This window comes from Limnohabitans sp. (genome assembly GCF_040401495.1).
In the GTDB taxonomy this organism is placed as follows: Bacteria; Pseudomonadota; Gammaproteobacteria; order Burkholderiales; family Burkholderiaceae_C; genus Limnohabitans.
Map to the genome: position 1 here is coordinate 50,102 of NZ_JBBAOI010000005.1, position 15,745 is coordinate 65,846.

The following is a 15,745-nucleotide window of genomic DNA, read 5'->3' on the forward strand; positions in this document are numbered from 1 at the left end:
TTTTTCATTTGTACTTAAAGGTTAGGCGCCAGCAGTCGCTGCAAGTCCTTCTCTGCCACGCCTTGGCGCAGCGCCAAGTCTTGCACCTGATCGTCCCCGATGCGGCCCACATTGAAATACTGCGATTGCGGATGCGCCAGATAAAAACCGCTGACACTGGCCGCGGGTGTCATGGCCATGCTCTCGGTGAGCGTCATGCCAATGTCTTGGCATTGCAGCAAATCGAACATCTGCTTTTTAACGCTGTGGTCGGGGCAAGCCGGGTAACCAGGCGCGGGGCGAATGCCTTGGTATTTTTCTTTGATCAGCTCGTCGTTGCTTAACTGTTCTGCGGCGGCATAGCCCCACAGGTCGCGGCGCACCCGCGCATGCATGCATTCGGCAAAGGCCTCGGCCAAGCGGTCGGCCAAGGCTTTGAGCATGATGGCGCTGTAGTCGTCGTGGTCGTCCATGAAGTATTTTTCTTTGGTGTCCACGCCCACGCCCGCAGTGACGGCGAACAGGCCCAAGTGGTCGTGCAGCCCGCTAGTCTTGCCTTGTGCATCATTCAAGGGCGCGACAAAGTCCGACAAGCAACGGTTGGGGTTTTGAACACCGTCACGCAGCGGCTTTTCGGTTTGTTGGCGCAAGCCGTACCAAGTCAGGGCGCGTTGCGTGCGGCTCTCGTCGGTCCACAACACGATGTCGTCACCCACGCTGTTGGCGGGGTACAAACCAACCACCGCATGGGCTTGCAACCAGCGGCCTTCAATCAGGCGCTTCAACATGCGCTTGCCGTCGCTGAACACACGCTGGGCTTCCGCGCCCACCACCTCGTCTTTCAAGATGGCGGGGAAGGGGCCGGCCAAGTCCCAGGTTTGAAAAAACGGACCCCAGTCGATGAAGGGCTCTAGCTCGGCCAAGTCGAAGTTTTTGAACAAGCGCTTGCCAATGAACTTCGGGGCGGTGGGCTGAAACGCCGCCCAATCGATGTGTGCGGCATTGGCACGGGCCTTGGCCAGCGGCAACAAGGGGGCAAGCTTTTTGTTGGCGTGTTGTTCGCGCACTTTGGCGTAGTCGGCGTTGAGCTCATCAATGTAGTGCGCGGCTTGGTCGCTGAGCAAGCCTTGCGCCACGCCCACGCTGCGTGAGGCGTCGGGCACGTAGACCACTGGCCCTTCATAGTGCGGTGCAATTTTCACGGCGGTGTGCACGCGGCTGCAGGTGGCGCCACCAATGAGCAGCGGGATTTTGCGCATGCGAAAGTAATCGTCCTTTTGCATTTCGCCCGCCACGTATTGCATCTCTTCCAAGGACGGTGTGATGAGGCCCGACAAACCGATGATGTCCGCGCCTTCCACCTTGGCGCGGGCCAAGATTTCATGGCAAGGCACCATCACGCCCATGTTCACGACGTCAAAGTTATTGCATTGCAAGACCACGGTGACGATGTTTTTGCCAATGTCGTGCACATCGCCTTTGACCGTGGCAATCACGATCTTGCCCTTGGTTTTCACATCCTCGCCGGCCGCTTCTTGCAGGCGTTTTTCTTCCTCGATGTAGGGAATCAGGTGCGCCACGGCCTGCTTCATCACACGGGCACTTTTCACCACCTGCGGCAAAAACATCTTGCCTTGGCCGAACAAATCGCCCACCACGTTCATGCCGTCCATGAGCGGCCCTTCGATCACATGCAGCGGCCTGCCGCCTTTGGCCAACACCTCTTGGTAGGCGGCTTCGGTGTCTTCGTTGATGAAGTCGGTGATGCCATGCACCAGCGCGTGGCTGAGTTTGTGCGACACGCTCACCGGCGCGTCAATCGTGCCACGCCAAGCGAGCTTGGCGCTGTCGTCTTTGGCCGCGCCGCGGGCAGCATCGGCCACTTCGATCAAACGCTCACCTGGTGTCAAGTGCGGCTCGCCCGGCTTATAGACGGGCGTTCTGTTCAACACCACATCTTCCACGCGCTCTCGCAGCGTGGGCTCGAGGTCGTCGTACACCCCCACCATGCCGGCGTTAACAATACCCATGTCCATACCCGCTTGGATGGCGTGGTACAAAAACACAGTGTGTATGGCTTCACGCACCGGATCATTGCCGCGGAAACTGAACGAGACGTTGGATACGCCGCCACTCACCTTGGCCCCGGGGAGGTTCTGTTTGATCCAGCGCGTGGCGTTGATGAAGTCCACCGCGTAGTTGTCGTGCTCTTCAATGCCGGTGGCAATGGCAAAAATATTCGGGTCGAAGATGATGTCTTCGGGCGCAAAGCCCACCTCGTCGACCAACACGCGGTAAGCGCGTTCGCAAATTTCCACCTTGCGTTGGTAGGTATCGGCTTGGCCTTTCTCGTCAAAGGCCATGACCACAGCGGCGGCGCCATAGCGTTTGATCAGCTTGGCTTGGCGTTTGAATTCGTCCAAGCCCTCTTTCATGCTGATGGAGTTCACAATCCCCTTGCCTTGGATGCAACGCAGGCCGGCCTCGATGACCGACCACTTGCTGCTGTCGATCATGATGGGCACACGGGCGATGTCGGGCTCAGACGCAATCAGGTTCAAAAAACGCACCATGGCCGCCTGGCTGTCGAGCATGGCCTCGTCCATGTTGATGTCGATGATTTGCGCGCCGTTTTCCACCTGCTGACGAGCCACGGCCAAGGCCTGCTCGTACTCGCCATTCAACACCATGCGGGCAAAGGCTTTGGAGCCAGTGACGTTGGTGCGCTCGCCAATGTTGACAAACGTGGCTTGCGGCTGCGAGCCTGTGCCGTCATCAGAGGCGGTCACGCCAATGCGAACTGGCTCGAGGCCAGATAGCTTCATGGGGGGAACAGCGGTATGTGGGGTCGTCATGGGCTCACCTGAAGGATGCAAAACAGGCGAGCGTCGTTGCGGGCAATCATCTCAAGCCTGGCTTCGTGCGAAGCTGCAACGCTCCTTGAGATGATCAGATTTTAGCGGGTGTTCAAACCCGCTTGTGTTGCTCTCTTGTTAATGCAGCTGCGCCCAAGACGGCAAGGCCACGGTATGTGGCGCCCATTTGGTATGGTGTTGCGGCCCAGAGCTGCTGGCTGGCGTTTGCTGTTGAGCAAAAGACTTTTTATTAAACAAACTGAATGACTCTTCATAAAGGTGGCTATTGCCAGCGGATTGCCCCCAAAAAGCCTGCCAAGATGAACGATCAGAAAGCGCAAAGAAACCCATGATCCAACTCCTATGCATAAATAAGTATGCTATTTTGAGCTTATTTTTGACAATGTCAATAAAAAAAAGAATCTACAGATAAATTTATATTGCTTTTGGTTAATCTGCCACTAAGTCAAATAAAGCTGAATGTCTGGGTGCCAATGGTCTAACGGCTTCACCAATGGCGGCGATGTGCTCGGGCGTGGTGCCGCAGCAGCCGCCCACGATGTTGACCAAGCCCTCGGCAGCGAACTCGTGCAGCAAGCGGCTGGTGACCTCGGGCGTTTCGTCAAAGCCGGTCTCGCTCATGGGGTTGGGCAGGCCGGCGTTGGGGTAGCAGCTGATGAAAGTGTCGCCCGCCACCCGTGCCAGCTCTTGGATATAGGGGCGCATGAGGGCTGCGCCCAAGGCGCAGTTCAGCCCCACCGCCAAGGGCTGGGCGTGGCGCACGCTGTGCCAAAACGCGGTGACGGTTTGGCCGCTCAGAATGCGCCCCGATGCGTCGGTGACGGTGCCGCTGATGATGAGGGGCAGGCGCTCGCCGCTGGCGTCAAAGTATTCGTCAATGGCAAACAGCGCGGCTTTGGCGTTCAAGGTGTCGAAGATGGTCTCGACCAGCAGCACGTCCACGCCGCCTTCGACCAAGGCTTGCACCTGCTCGTAATAGGCCGCTCGCAGCTCTTCAAAGTTGACGTTGCGCGCGCCGGGGTCGTTCACATCGGGGCTGATGCTGGCGGTTTTGGGGGTGGGGCCCAAGGCGCCCACCGCATAGCGGGGCTTATCGGGCGTAGAGAACTTGTCGCAAGCGGCGCGGGCGATGCGGGCCGAGGCGCGGTTCATCTCCACCGCCAAGTCGGCCATGTCGTAGTCGGCTTGGGCAATGGTGGTGGCACCAAAGGTGTTGGTCTCGATCAGGTCGGCGCCTGCAGCCAAATACCCTTCGTGAATATCGCGGATGATGTCGGGGCGGGTGAGGCTGAGTAACTCATTGTTGCCTTTGACGTCGCGGTGAAAGTCGGCGAAACGCTCTCTTTGGCCGCCCTCGCCGGTAAAGCCCGCGCCGCGGTACTGTGCCTCTGAGAGCTTGAAACGCTGGATCATGGTGCCCATGGCGCCGTCCAAAATGGCGATGCGCTTGGCGAGGATGTCGGGCAGGTCTTGGGCGCGGGTGTAATTGGGGTGACGCATGGTCAGGATTCTAAAAGCTTCCCGTGGTTAGAATCCACATCCCTTTAATGGAGTTACTCTATGTCTGATACGCACAACCAAGCTGGCGAAGAACAAGATGTTGTGGAAGCCATTGTGCCCCTCATGCCCATCGTGTTGCCTATTGGCGGCGGCATTTTGATTTTCTTGTTGGCCTTTATCGCTGTCTTCATGGCCTGATTCGGCCGCTTACCCGCCAACTGACAGCGCCTATTCCACGGCGCTTTTTTTATTGGTTTGAGGTGAATCCCTTGTCTTGACTTTCGGGCAGGGCATTGACCTTAACCAATTGAAGCTAGGAGCTCTCCATGAATGCACCCGCCCCACAGGGTATAGGGTTGACCCCCCCGTCGTTTGTCAAACACCCCAAGCTTGTCGCTTGGGTCGCCGAGATGGTGGCCTTGTGCAAACCTGCCGCTGTGCACTGGTGTGACGGCAGCGAAGCTGAATACCAGCAACTCTGCCAAACTTTGGTGGCAGCAGGCACGTTCAAACAACTCAACCCCGCCAAACGCCCCAACTCCTTCTTGGCCTGCTCCGACCCCTCGGACGTGGCCCGCGTCGAAGACCGCACCTTCATCTGTTCAGCGCACAAAGAAAACGCCGGCCCCACCAACAACTGGATGGCGCCTGACGAGATGCGCCAAACTTTGCAGCCGCTGTTTGATGGATGCATGGCCGGTCGAACCCTGTACGTGGTGCCTTTCAGCATGGGCCCCTTGGGCAGCCCCATCGCCCACATCGGCATCGAGCTCTCCGACAGCCCGTATGTGGCGGTCAACATGAAGATCATGACCCGCATGGGGCAAGCTGTGTATGACGTGCTGGGGGTGGACGGCGAGTTTGTGCCTTGTGTACACACCGTGGGCGCACCTTTAAAGACTGGGGACAAGGATGTGAGCTGGCCTTGCAACACGACCAAATACATTGTTCACTACCCTGAAACTCGGGAAATTTGGTCCTATGGCTCGGGCTACGGCGGCAATGCCTTGCTGGGCAAAAAGTGCTTTGCGCTGCGCATCGCCTCCAACATGGGCAAAGCCGCTGCGGATGGCGCATCTGGCAACCCTGGCTGGTTGGCCGAGCACATGCTGATTTTGGGCGTGACCAACCCCCAAGGCAAAAAATACCACGTGGCCGCCGCCTTCCCCAGCGCCTGTGGCAAAACCAATTTCGCCATGCTGATCCCGCCCGCTGGTTTTGAGGGCTGGAAGGTCACCACCATTGGCGACGACATCGCCTGGATCAAGCCCAGCGCCGATGGCCGCCTGCGCGCCATCAACCCCGAGGCCGGCTACTTTGGCGTGGCCCCCGGCACCAACACCTTGACCAACCCCAATTGCATGGCCAGCTTGGACAAAGACGTGATCTTCACCAATGTGGCGCTGACCGACGACGGCGACGTATGGTGGGAGGGCATGAGTCAAGCCCCCGCCCACTGCATCGATTGGCAAGGCAAAGACTGGACACCTGCCATTGCCCGCGACACCGGCGCCAAAGCCGCCCACCCCAACGCCCGCTTCACCGTGGCCGCGACCAACAACCCCGCCCTGGACAGCGCTTGGGACGATCCCGCAGGTGTGGTGATTGACGCCTTTATCTTTGGTGGCCGCCGCTCGACCACCGTTCCCTTGGTGACCGAAGCGCGCAACTGGACCGAAGGCGTGTACATGGCTGCCACCATGGGCTCTGAGACCACTGCCGCCGCCGCCGGCCAACAAGGCGTGGTGCGGCGCGACCCGTTTGCCATGTTGCCCTTCATGGGCTACAACATGAGCGACTATTTCCAACATTGGCTGCAACTGGGAAAAAAGCTTTCAGCCAGCGGCGCCAAACTGCCAGCCATTTACTGCGTCAACTGGTTCCGCAAGGGCGAAGACGGCAAGTTTGTCTGGCCTGGTTATGGCGAGAACATGCGTGTCTTGAAGTGGATGATTGACCGCATCGAGGGCGGCGCCAAGGGCGCAGAAAACGTGTTTGGTATCAGCCCCAACTTCAATGAACTAAATTGGACAGGTCTGGCCTTTACACCCGAGCAGTTCCACACTGTTACCCACATCGACAAAGCCGCTTGGCAAACCGAGTTGGGTTTGCACGAGGCGTTGTTCCAGCAACTGGCTCACCACTTGCCACCTGAGTTACCCGCCACCAAGGCCGCGATTGCCAAGCGTCTAGGCGCTTAAGGCTTATGACCTGCTGGCGCTCACCTGCTGCGCCAATTGCACATACTCTGCCACCGACACTTCTTCGGCGCGCCGCTGCACATCAAAGTCAGCGGCCACACCGCGCTCTTGCAACCACTTGCCCAAGGTATGCCTTAGCAATTTGCGCCGCTGGCTGAATGCCACTTGCACCAATTCGCTCAGCAACGCCAAAGGCAGTGGCGCTGGCTGGGGGTGCGGGATCATGCGCACGACCGCGCTGTCCACGCGTGGGGGCGGCTCAAAGGCCATGGGGCCTACTTGCAGCACCATTTCCATGGCATAACGCCATTGCAGCATCACGCTCAAGCGCCCATAAGCTGCGCTTGAAGGCTTGGCCACCATGCGCTCGACCACCTCTTTTTGCAACATGAAGTGCTGGTCTTGAATGACTGCCACATGGTCGAGCAAGTGAAACAAAATAGGGGTGGAGATGTTGTAAGGCAAATTGCCCACCACCCGAAGACGCTGGGTACCCAGCGCAGCGGCCAAAGCTGAGATGTCCACCTTGAGCACATCCGCCTCGTGCACCGTCAGTTGAGCGTGTTGGCGCAAGCGTGCTGCCAAGTCACGGTCTAGCTCAATCACATGCAAATGCCCCACTCGCTCGACCAAGGGCTGGGTCATGGCCGCCAAGCCGGGGCCGATTTCCACCATCTCTTGCCCAGGATGCGGGTCGATGGTGTCGACAATTTCGCTGATCACGCCTTGATCGGTCAAAAAGTGCTGACCAAAACGCTTGCGTGCTTGGTGTTTCACTTATTGCGGGGTTTCGCGGTATTCGACAAAGGCGCGCCCACGTACTTCGCGTTCCCAGTTTTTATAGGCTTCCTCAAACTTTTTTTCACGCAAGATGTTGCGAGCCAAGTCTTGTTGTTCACGCAAACTCAGAGGCGCTTCTCGTCTCTCCAGCACCTCTATCAGGTGCACACCAAAGCGCGAAACAAGGGGGTCTCCGACTTGACCAGGGGCCAGCTTGGCCATGGCCTCTTCAAATTCGAGCACCATCATGCCGGGGTTGGCCCAGCCCAAGTCACCGCCTTGGTTAGCGCTACCGTCTTGCGAATGCTCTTTGGCGAGCGCTGCAAACTCTGCTTTGCCGAGTTCGATCTGGCGCTTAAAGCTGGCCAACTGAGCCCGCGCAGCGTCTTGGCTGAGGTTGCCGCCAGGGCGCAACAAAATATGCCGAGCATGGGTTTGCGTCACGGTGGCAGGCAGCGCGTCTGCGCTGCGCCTTTCCAACAGCTTTAAGACATGAAAGCCTGCAGCCGAGCGCAAAGGCCCTGCCAACTGACCTACAACGGTGTCTTTGGTGGCCTCGACAAACAAACTTGGGTAGCGACTGGGGGGGCGCAAGCCCAAGACGCCGCCATTGCTGCGGTCAGCTGCACTGGAAAACTGCGCAGCCAATTTTGAAAAATCTTCACCCGCCTTGAGTTTTCGCATCACCTCGTCGGCTTTTGTCATCTGCTTGGCGACTTCGTCGGCGCTGGCATTTTCTGCTAGGGCAAACAAAATATGAGCGATATTGATATCTGAATTAGGGTTGACAGCGTTATTTCGCTCTTGCAAAAAAGCATCGACTTCAAAATCTTGAATCTTGATGCGTGAATTGACCTCGCGCTCGCGCACCCTTTGGAGCAACATTTGTCGACGTACTTGGGTGCGGTATTGTTCCCAAGACAGACCTTGCTCTTGCAAGCGCTCCTGCAGCTGCTGGATGTTCAATTGATTGCGTTGCGCAGTTTTTTCGATGGCCTTGTCCAGCTCATCTGTGCTGATTTGCATTCCGTAGAGCTTGGAAACGCCTATTTGCGCCGCCTCGTCAATCAAGGTCTCCATGGCCTCTATTAACAAATTGCTGCGACCCAGCTTCGCCGCAGCTGGGTCGGCCATGGCGGCAAGACGAGTTACCTCTTGGTTGGTGATGGGCTCGTTATCGACCACCGCCACAATAAAGTCTGAAGCGCGCGAGACCTCCTTGGGGGCCAAGGATGGGGGCGGGGTTCGCACACTCAAACCAGCGCCGGCCCCTCCTGGCGAGGGCTTGAGGGTTTGTGACATGGCCACATAAGCGCCAGCACAGCAAAGGCCCACTGCCAGACTTCGCAAAATATTCGAAAAACGGGTCATAGAAATGTCAGTCATATTGGCCAAATCGGCTGGGTGTTTGATGCTGGTTTTCACGCAAGTTTTGGTAGCGCGGAATATTGTTTTTCAACGAGGACAAGGGGTTTATGCCTACGCGCGAAAAGTCATTGAACTCCAATTGAAACATCAAGCGACTGTTGGGACTGTCGATCAGGGACACCTGACTGCGCGAGACGACCACGCGCCCCACCCAACAACCAGCGTCGTACTCTAGGCCGGTCAGGGCTTCGATGAAACGCTTCTCTAGCATGCTGTAGTTACCCCGCCCCACGGTAAACCAGCGCTGCTCGCCCAAACCGCGTCCGCGTCTATCGTCGACACCACGGTCACCCCATAAGTCGTTAAGCGGCCACTGCCAAGCCACGTCCATGGAGGTGGCGACCGAGCGCTGGTATCGGTACGACGCTGTCACAACACGGTAGCTGCTGGGGGTGTAGCGCGTGCCCACCGATGAACGCTCGGAAATGGCAGTCTCGGGGTTGTACTGAACGATGCTGTCAAGCGTCCAGCGCGGCGTTAAATAGGTGCTGGCGCCGAGCAAGATGTCGCTGTAGCTGTCTGTCAAAGGGGTGTCGGTAGGTGTGAGCAAGACCTGTTGGTCTTTAAAGCGAAAACGCTGGGCCAGCGCAAACTTGGCGCCCTCTCCCCCGGTCTGCGGATTAATCAAGCGAGAGGTGGCACCCACGGTCAACGTCCGACTGTCTGAAACGCGGTCTTGTCCAGAAAAAGCGTTTTCAGAAAATATCGTGGCAAAGTTAAAGTCATTAAAGCCAGTGTCGTAATTGGGCAGGTCACTTTGTGCGCGATAGGGTGTGTTGACAAAATAGGCTCGCGGCTCCAAGGTCTGCGTCCAATCCGATCCAAACCATTGGCTGGGTCGCTCAAACACCACGCCACTGTCAATGCTAAAGGTGGGTACAGTGACGCTGGCGTTGTCACTGGCCGAACTCTTGCCATAAATGCCTTTATAGGTTTCGTCATACTGGTAATTGCGGGTTTGCAGCATCAGCTTAGGCGTGACGTAGCCATATGGCAGGTATTGGGGGGCGCTGACTTGGGTAAGCAAGACCAAGCGCTGCGCGTTAGGCTGTTTACAGACCGATGATGTCGAGTTCCCACTTTGAGCGCAATACCAAACCCTGTCGGCGCTAAAACGCGTCGCCTCAGCACCCACGGACATATCTAGACCACCCACATCGGCGCGCAAATAGTTGGCATTGATTTGTGGCAAGCGGTTAAAGGGCGGCGCAATCGGGGAAGTCACGTCTTGCAACGTCTGGTATTGGTTCACACTGGTAGACGTGGTGAATGTGCCGCGGCCCCATCCGAGCGAGGCTGAAGACGGCAACAAACGTTGCGTTAAAGGTCCACCCGATACGGTGGAGAAGTCTTTCCAATAATCAGCATCACTGACTCGGTTGATACTGAATCCAAACCCAATGGGCTGGCGAGTATCCGCCCAGCCATTGTGTTGGTGCGAATAGCCCCAGCGGTAATTGCTGCGCAAAGAGTCATAAGGCATCACATTGAGCCTGGCCACGCCATCAAAGGGGGGGTTGGGGGTTTTGCGCTCAAGGTAACGAAACTCACTGTCAAATCGCGTGCCGCGCTTGGCCATGGAGGTGGTTGTCACCGTCAAGTCGCGGTTGGGCGCCAAATTAGCGTAATAAGGCAAGCTCGCCTCGACACCACCTTTGTTGTCAATCGCAAAAGCCGGCGGCAAAAACCCTGATTTACGCTGCGCACTCAAAGGAAAACTGAAAGAGGGTATGGGAAGCAAAGGGACATTCATGAAGCGCAATACCCCATCTTCGGCCAAACCCTCATTCAAGTCATTGTCAAAATTGATTTTTTCAGCCTCGACCATCCAGTCAGGCAACCACGAGGGGCCGGGTTTACGGGTACAGGTGGTGTAGGTGGCTTTTTTCGCCACAGCGTGCTTGTCGTCGATGAAGTCTATGCGCTCGGCTTTCCCGTGGCCTTCTGAGCGCAAAAAAGTGTAAGACGGGTTGAGAAAAAATCCGCTGAAGGCGTCCACTTGTAAATCGAGCAAGCTTCCTTGGTAGCGATTGCCGCCACGGTTCATATACACGTTGCCACTGGCGCGTGCTCGGTCGTCAGGTTGGTAATAGTCAATACTGTCAGCCTGTATCAGGGTGTCTGCTTTACGCAGCACGCTATTGCCCTGCAAGGTCGTGTCCAGATCGGTTCGACCCGTTATAAAGTCGCTTTGCACATAAGTGGGCAATTGGTTGCGAATATGTGGCGCCAAGCGATCCATCAAACCCGTGCTGGGCTTGAGTTTGAGCGAGGGCTCCCCTTCTTGCGCAAAAACAGGCGAGCACAACAAGGCAGTGCAGAACCATAGGCTGGTGAACACTGACAATAGAAAATTCTGACGCATGAAAGAAGACCGGGCCGCCCGAGAGCGCTGTTTGTAGAATTTGGATTATCCATGAGCCCATCTCCCCTAGACTTTCCCGCCGATCAAAGCCTGAAATCGGCCATTCAACTGCTCGGTTGGCAAGAAGCTTCTCGTGCCCAAGCTTTCGCCCAATGGCTGGCGTCGGTGTCTTTGGCACACAAGCTCCATCCTGAAACCGTGCGCCCAGCCAGTGCAGACGCTAGTTTTCGGCGTTACTTTAGGGTTGACGCCCTTGCGGCAAGCTTGATCATCATGGACGCGCCCCCCGACAAGGAAAACAGCCAGCCATTTGTGGCCATTGCGTCTTTGATGCAAAAGGCGGGCTTGCTGGTGCCTGAGGTTTTGGCTTGGGACTCGGCCCAAGGCTTTATGCTGCTTGATGATCTAGGTCAAGACACCATGATGCAAGTGCTTGACGCCGCAAACCCCGATCACAATGCAGGCTTGTTTGGCAGGGCACTTGATGCTTTGCTGACTTGGCAGCAAGCCTCACGTCCTGAGGTATTGCCGCCATATAGCTCCTCATTGCTGCAACGTGAGTTGCAATTGTTTCCCGAATGGTATGTCGGTCAACACCGCGGCAAGACCTTGGACGCGGCCCAAGCGCAAGTTCTTCAAAGCAGCTTCTCCCTGCTGGTAGCGCACAACGTGTCCGCACCCATGGTGTTTGTGCACCGCGACTTTATGCCGCGCAACCTGATGATGCCGTGGGATGTCAATGAATCGCGCTTAGGTGTTTTAGATTTTCAAGATGCGGTCTACGGCCCAATTACCTACGACATTGCCAGTCTGATGCGCGACGCCTTTATCAGTTGGGAAGAAGACGTTTGTCTTGATGTAACGGTGCGCTACTGGGAAAAAGTGCGCGCCCTTGGGTTGCTCGACCATGAAAACTGGCACAGCGACTTTGGCGCTTTTTACAAAGCGGTGGAATGGATGGGTTTGCAAAGGCATTTGAAGGTGGCAGGTATTTTCGCTCGCTTAGGTTTGCGCGACGCAAAACCCAAGTACCTGGCCGATACACCCCGCTTCATCAACTATATACGCGCTACTTGCAGTCGCTACCGTGAACTCACCCCGCTGTTGCGCTTGATCGATGACATCGAAGAGCACCAAGCTGTCAGTGGTTTCGCCTACGGTCGGGTATAGCCTAGGTGCCACGCTTTTTCTGCGCAGACCCCTTGCATGCAGGCTTGTCTTTGGACTTACCTGCCGATACCAGCCGACACATCCAAGTCTTGCGCTTACAACCTGGTGCGGTCATCACCTTGTTCGATGGGCGCGGCGGTGAGTACGAGGCCTGCATTCTTCAAATGGGGCGTCACACGGTTACTGCACGCATAGACACGCACCGCGCAATTGAGCGCGAAAGTGCTGTCTTGAGCCATGTGGTGATAGGCATGCCTGCCAATGAGCGCATGGATTGGTTGGTTGAAAAAGCCACCGAACTCGGTGTTGCGCGTATCACCCCGCTGATGACAGCCCATGGCGTAGTGCGCCTGAGCGCTGATCGTGCCCTCAAACGCCAACATCACTGGCAAGGCATCGCACAAGCAGCTTGCGCTCAATCGGGGCGAAACACCCTGCCGCAAATCGATATCCCGCAAAGCTGGTCTGATTGGCTCCACACATTGGCAACAGATGATGGTCTATCTCGCTGGATACTGTCCTTGTCTGCGGCTTCTACACCTTTGGATGCCGTTGTTCAAAACCGACGTGTGCTTTTGCTCAGTGGCCCCGAAGGCGGCTTAAGCCGCGAAGAAGAGACACAAGCACTTGAGCAGGGTTTTGTAGCTGTGAGCTTAGGAGGGCGGGTGTTACGCGCAGAAACCGCACCGCTGGCGGTGCTGTCACGCTGGCTTTAGAGAGCGTAACGGTTGTCAAGCCAAGCCAACAGTTTGGCCAACACCATGGCTTTTTCAGGATCATTAAAGATCTCGTGGTACATCACATTGAAACAGTGCGACTGAACCACGTGTGCGGGAGCTAAACGAGCAAACTCTGCACTCGCTTGCGGCAGTACTAACTGATCTTGCCCTGCATACAGGAGCAAGGTAGGCATGGACCACGCACTGGCCTGGGCCACCGTTTGAGCACCTTCTTTCAATATCCAAGCCGCTAAGCCTGCTGAGATGTGTCGATGAACCAAGGGGTCTTCCACATAGGCGCGAACCACCTGTGCGTCACGCGCAACCCAAGTGGTCTTCACGCCATTGTCAACCCTGATATGGGGGAACAATTTGGGTAAGGTTGCGAGCAGAAATTTTTGAATCAAATTGGTTTGCGCGCCCAAAGCCGGCGAACTCATCACCAAAGCATCGATGTGCGGGAGGGAATTCGCTACTGCACGCGCGGCAATCAAGCCCCCCATGCTGTGGCCTAGCAGTACCAAGGGTGCGGATGACAGCGTACGAACATGTTCAATCACAAAACGCACATCGTCAAGCAACTGAGACGGGGAGAGTAAGTTGCCGCGCAACCCGCTGGACATGCCATGGCCATGGTGGTCATAGCCAAACACCCCATAGCCAGCGCTTTGCAAAGCGCTGGCTATGTGTCCGTAACGGCCCATATGTTCACCCAAACCATGTAACAGCAAAACGGTAGCGCGTGCGTTTTGGGGCGGCTGCGGCCACTCGTAAAAAGCCAGCGTTTGCTCGCCGTGGTCGAGCATGGAAACTTGAGGTTTTTGAGCCGCTTGGTCGGCAATTGAGGACATGGGAGCTTAGAGAGTGGGAGCGGCTAATTTGAACACAGCAGTTGCTGCTCTGGCGTTCGGCCACCAACGCACCATGCCTTCGTCTTGCAAACCAAACGCATCTTTGATGTTCATCTGATTTTTCTTTGCAAGCGCTAAAAAATCTGCAAAGGTGGCGACCCGAATATTGGGCGTGTCATACCACTGATAAGGCAACTTACGGGTCACTGGCATATAGCCCTGCAAAACACTTAAGCGGTTGGGCCAATGTGCAAAATTGGGGAAGGTGACAATTCCTAATCGACCCACACGCACCGTTTCTTGCAACATGGTTTGCGCGTTTCGCAGGTGTTGCAAGGTGTCAATTTGCAGCACCACATCAAAACTTTGATCGCCAAACATGGCCAAGCCTTGTTCTAGGTTCAGCTGAATAACGTTGACCCCTTGTTTGACACAGGCCAGTACATTGGCGTCATCTATTTCTACGCCATAGCCCGAGCAACCATGGTGCCGCTGTAAAAATGCCAGCATGGCGCCATCTCCACATCCCAGATCCAACACTCGACTGCCAAAGGGCACCATGCGTTGTATGGCGTCACGCAAGACAGGGTTCATACATTCCCCCCCAACTCAATGCGTTCAAAATAAGCTCTCACCAGCGATAAATAACGCGTGTCGTCCAACAAAAATGCATCGTGCCCGTGTGGCGCATCAATTTCGGCATAACTGACTTGGCGCTTGTTGGCGACCAAGGCTTGCACCATTTCTTGGCTGCGCGCGGGTGCAAAACGCCAATCGGTGGTGAAGCTGACCAATAGGAATTGAGCGCTGGCTCTAGCCAATGCCTGCGTGAGTTGACCATTAAAAGCGCTTGCTGGATCAAAATAATCCAAGGCCCGCGTGATCAGTAAATAGGTGTTGGCGTCAAAATATTCGCTGAACTTGTCGCCTTGGTAACGCAAATAACTTTCTATTTGAAATTCAATCTCTTGCGTGCTGTACTTGAATGTGTCTCCGGATTGCAACATGCGACCAAATTTGGTGTTCATCACATCATCACTGAGGTAAGTGATATGGCCCAGCATACGGGCAATGCGCAGACCCCGCCTAGGTACCACACCATGGGCATAAAAATGTCCGCCGTGAAAGTCGGGGTCGGTGGTGATGGCGCGACGCGCTACTTCATTAAATGCAATATTTTCTGCATTCAAATTGGGGGCGCTGGCAACGACGACGGCGTGCCTGACGCGCTCGGGGTACTGCAAACTCCAGCTCAAGGCTTGCATGCCGCCGAGACTGCCCCCCATCACCGCGGCCAATTGTGTAATGCCCAGATGATCCAGCAACCTGGCTTGTGAGGTAACCCAGTCTTCAACCGTTACCACCGGAAAATCCGCCCCGTAGATGCGATCGGTTTCTGGGTTGATGTGCATAGGCCCGGTCGAACCAAAACAAGAACCTAGGTTGTTTACACCAATCACAAAAAATGTGTTGGTGTCTACAGGCTTTCCTGGCCCAATCATGTTGTCCCACCAGCCTTCGCTTTTGTCTTGCCCCGCATAGCGACCTGCGACATGGTGAGAAGCGTTCAATGCATGACAGATCAAAACCGCGTTGCTGCGCTGGGCGTTGAGTTCGCCATAGGTTTCGTAGGTTAGTTCGTATTGTTGCAACACTCCTCCACTCTGCAGCTGCAGAGGCTGTTCAAACAACAGGGACTGAGGTGTGGCTATCAACGTCATCACAAAAAATCCGGCTACGCTAAAAACGAAGCCGGATACGCAGACGTCTTTAGCTGAACTTGTTAAAGCGCCCGCAAGCTGTGGCAAATCGGCGCAGTAAAAGTATAACCAAGCTTGCACGCCCTTCTTTTTTCTTTTGTTCTTTTGGGCTTTTC

The 15,745-nt window shown here is 55.9% G+C and carries 12 protein-coding genes and 1 riboswitch; of the genes, 4 read left to right on the forward strand and 8 right to left on the reverse strand.

Going from position 1 to position 15,745, the window contains the following annotated elements; all coding sequences use genetic code 11:
- Nucleotides 1–14: 14 nt before the first annotated feature.
- Nucleotides 15–2,804, reverse strand: a complete 2,790-nt coding sequence (gene metH / locus AC9UEO_RS05315; RefSeq protein WP_509530948.1) for a methionine synthase — start codon at nt 2,802–2,804, stop codon at nt 15–17.
- 51 nt (nt 2,805–2,855) lie between these two features.
- Nucleotides 2,856–2,927: riboswitch (S-adenosyl-L-homocysteine riboswitch) on the reverse strand.
- A 357-nt stretch (nt 2,928–3,284) separates the two neighbouring features.
- Nucleotides 3,285–4,355: a homocysteine S-methyltransferase family protein gene (locus AC9UEO_RS05320; RefSeq protein ID WP_509530756.1), complete on the reverse strand. Its 1,071-nt coding sequence runs from the start codon at nt 4,353–4,355 to the stop codon at nt 3,285–3,287.
- A 60-nt stretch (nt 4,356–4,415) separates the two neighbouring features.
- Here AC9UEO_RS05320 and AC9UEO_RS05325 point away from each other — a divergent pair, with 60 nt between their 5' ends.
- Both AC9UEO_RS05325 and AC9UEO_RS05330 read left to right on the forward strand, forming a co-directional pair.
- The gene (locus AC9UEO_RS05325) at nt 4,416–4,553 is read left to right on the forward strand and encodes a hypothetical protein (RefSeq protein WP_509530758.1); all 138 of its coding nucleotides are present in this window, start codon (nt 4,416–4,418) and stop codon (nt 4,551–4,553) included.
- 128 nt (nt 4,554–4,681) lie between these two features.
- Entirely contained in the window at nt 4,682–6,556 is a 1,875-nt protein-coding gene (locus AC9UEO_RS05330) for a phosphoenolpyruvate carboxykinase (GTP) (RefSeq protein ID WP_509530760.1), read from the forward strand.
- Nucleotides 6,557–6,559: 3 nt separating this feature from the next.
- Here AC9UEO_RS05330 and rsmA read toward each other — a convergent pair whose 3' ends face one another.
- The 3 genes from rsmA to AC9UEO_RS05345 are packed head-to-tail and all read right to left on the reverse strand — an operon-like array spanning nt 6,560 to nt 11,075.
- Nucleotides 6,560–7,333, reverse strand: a complete 774-nt coding sequence (rsmA, locus tag AC9UEO_RS05335; protein WP_509530762.1) for a 16S rRNA (adenine(1518)-N(6)/adenine(1519)-N(6))-dimethyltransferase RsmA — start codon at nt 7,331–7,333, stop codon at nt 6,560–6,562.
- Complete coding sequence (locus AC9UEO_RS05340) at nt 7,334–8,722, reverse strand: peptidylprolyl isomerase (RefSeq protein WP_509530764.1); 1,389 nt, start codon at nt 8,720–8,722, stop codon at nt 7,334–7,336.
- Nucleotides 8,715–11,075: an LPS-assembly protein LptD gene (locus AC9UEO_RS05345; protein ID WP_509530766.1), complete on the reverse strand. Its 2,361-nt coding sequence runs from the start codon at nt 11,073–11,075 to the stop codon at nt 8,715–8,717. Before AC9UEO_RS05345 ends, AC9UEO_RS05340 begins: the two co-directional genes overlap by 8 nt.
- Before the next feature lie 105 nt (nt 11,076–11,180).
- Here AC9UEO_RS05345 and AC9UEO_RS05350 point away from each other — a divergent pair, with 105 nt between their 5' ends.
- A complete protein-coding gene (locus AC9UEO_RS05350; protein WP_509530768.1) occupies nt 11,181–12,299 on the forward strand; it encodes an aminoglycoside phosphotransferase family protein in 1,119 nt (372 codons plus the stop codon).
- Between the two features lie 5 nt (nt 12,300–12,304).
- Nucleotides 12,305–13,015, forward strand: coding sequence for a 16S rRNA (uracil(1498)-N(3))-methyltransferase (locus tag AC9UEO_RS05355; protein ID WP_509530770.1), 711 nt, complete (start codon nt 12,305–12,307; stop codon nt 13,013–13,015).
- Here the strand turns inward: AC9UEO_RS05355 and AC9UEO_RS05360 are convergent.
- From AC9UEO_RS05360 to metX, 3 genes are read right to left on the reverse strand one after another with little or no spacing between them, the layout of a single operon-like run.
- Complete coding sequence (locus AC9UEO_RS05360; protein WP_509530772.1) at nt 13,012–13,869, reverse strand: alpha/beta hydrolase; 858 nt, start codon at nt 13,867–13,869, stop codon at nt 13,012–13,014. The two genes, AC9UEO_RS05355 and AC9UEO_RS05360, sit on opposite strands and share 4 nt — an antisense overlap.
- A 6-nt stretch (nt 13,870–13,875) precedes the next feature.
- A complete protein-coding gene (gene metW / locus AC9UEO_RS05365) occupies nt 13,876–14,463 on the reverse strand; it encodes a methionine biosynthesis protein MetW (RefSeq protein WP_509530774.1) in 588 nt (195 codons plus the stop codon).
- Nucleotides 14,460–15,590 (reverse strand): homoserine O-succinyltransferase MetX, encoded by a 1,131-nt coding sequence (gene metX / locus AC9UEO_RS05370; protein WP_509530776.1) that lies wholly within the window; start codon nt 15,588–15,590, stop codon nt 14,460–14,462. The genes metW and metX overlap by 4 nt, the downstream gene beginning before the upstream one ends.
- Nucleotides 15,591–15,745: the final 155 nt, after the last annotated feature.

Bases quoted from the DNA above. Each gene is read 5' to 3' on its own strand.
- metH (WP_509530948.1), bottom strand. From the start codon at position 2,804: ATGAAGCTATCTGGCCTCGAGCCAGTTCGCATTGGCGTGACCGCCTCT.
- AC9UEO_RS05320 (WP_509530756.1), bottom strand. From the start codon at position 4,355: ATGCGTCACCCCAATTACACCCGCGCCCAAGACCTGCCCGACATCCTC.
- AC9UEO_RS05325 (WP_509530758.1), top strand. From the start codon at position 4,416: ATGTCTGATACGCACAACCAAGCTGGCGAAGAACAAGATGTTGTGGAA.
- AC9UEO_RS05330 (WP_509530760.1), top strand. From the start codon at position 4,682: ATGAATGCACCCGCCCCACAGGGTATAGGGTTGACCCCCCCGTCGTTT.
- AC9UEO_RS05340 (WP_509530764.1), bottom strand. From the start codon at position 8,722: ATGACTGACATTTCTATGACCCGTTTTTCGAATATTTTGCGAAGTCTG.
- AC9UEO_RS05350 (WP_509530768.1), top strand. From the start codon at position 11,181: ATGAGCCCATCTCCCCTAGACTTTCCCGCCGATCAAAGCCTGAAATCG.
- AC9UEO_RS05360 (WP_509530772.1), bottom strand. From the start codon at position 13,869: ATGTCCTCAATTGCCGACCAAGCGGCTCAAAAACCTCAAGTTTCCATG.
- metW (WP_509530774.1), bottom strand. From the start codon at position 14,463: ATGAACCCTGTCTTGCGTGACGCCATACAACGCATGGTGCCCTTTGGC.
- metX (WP_509530776.1), bottom strand. From the start codon at position 15,590: ATGACGTTGATAGCCACACCTCAGTCCCTGTTGTTTGAACAGCCTCTG.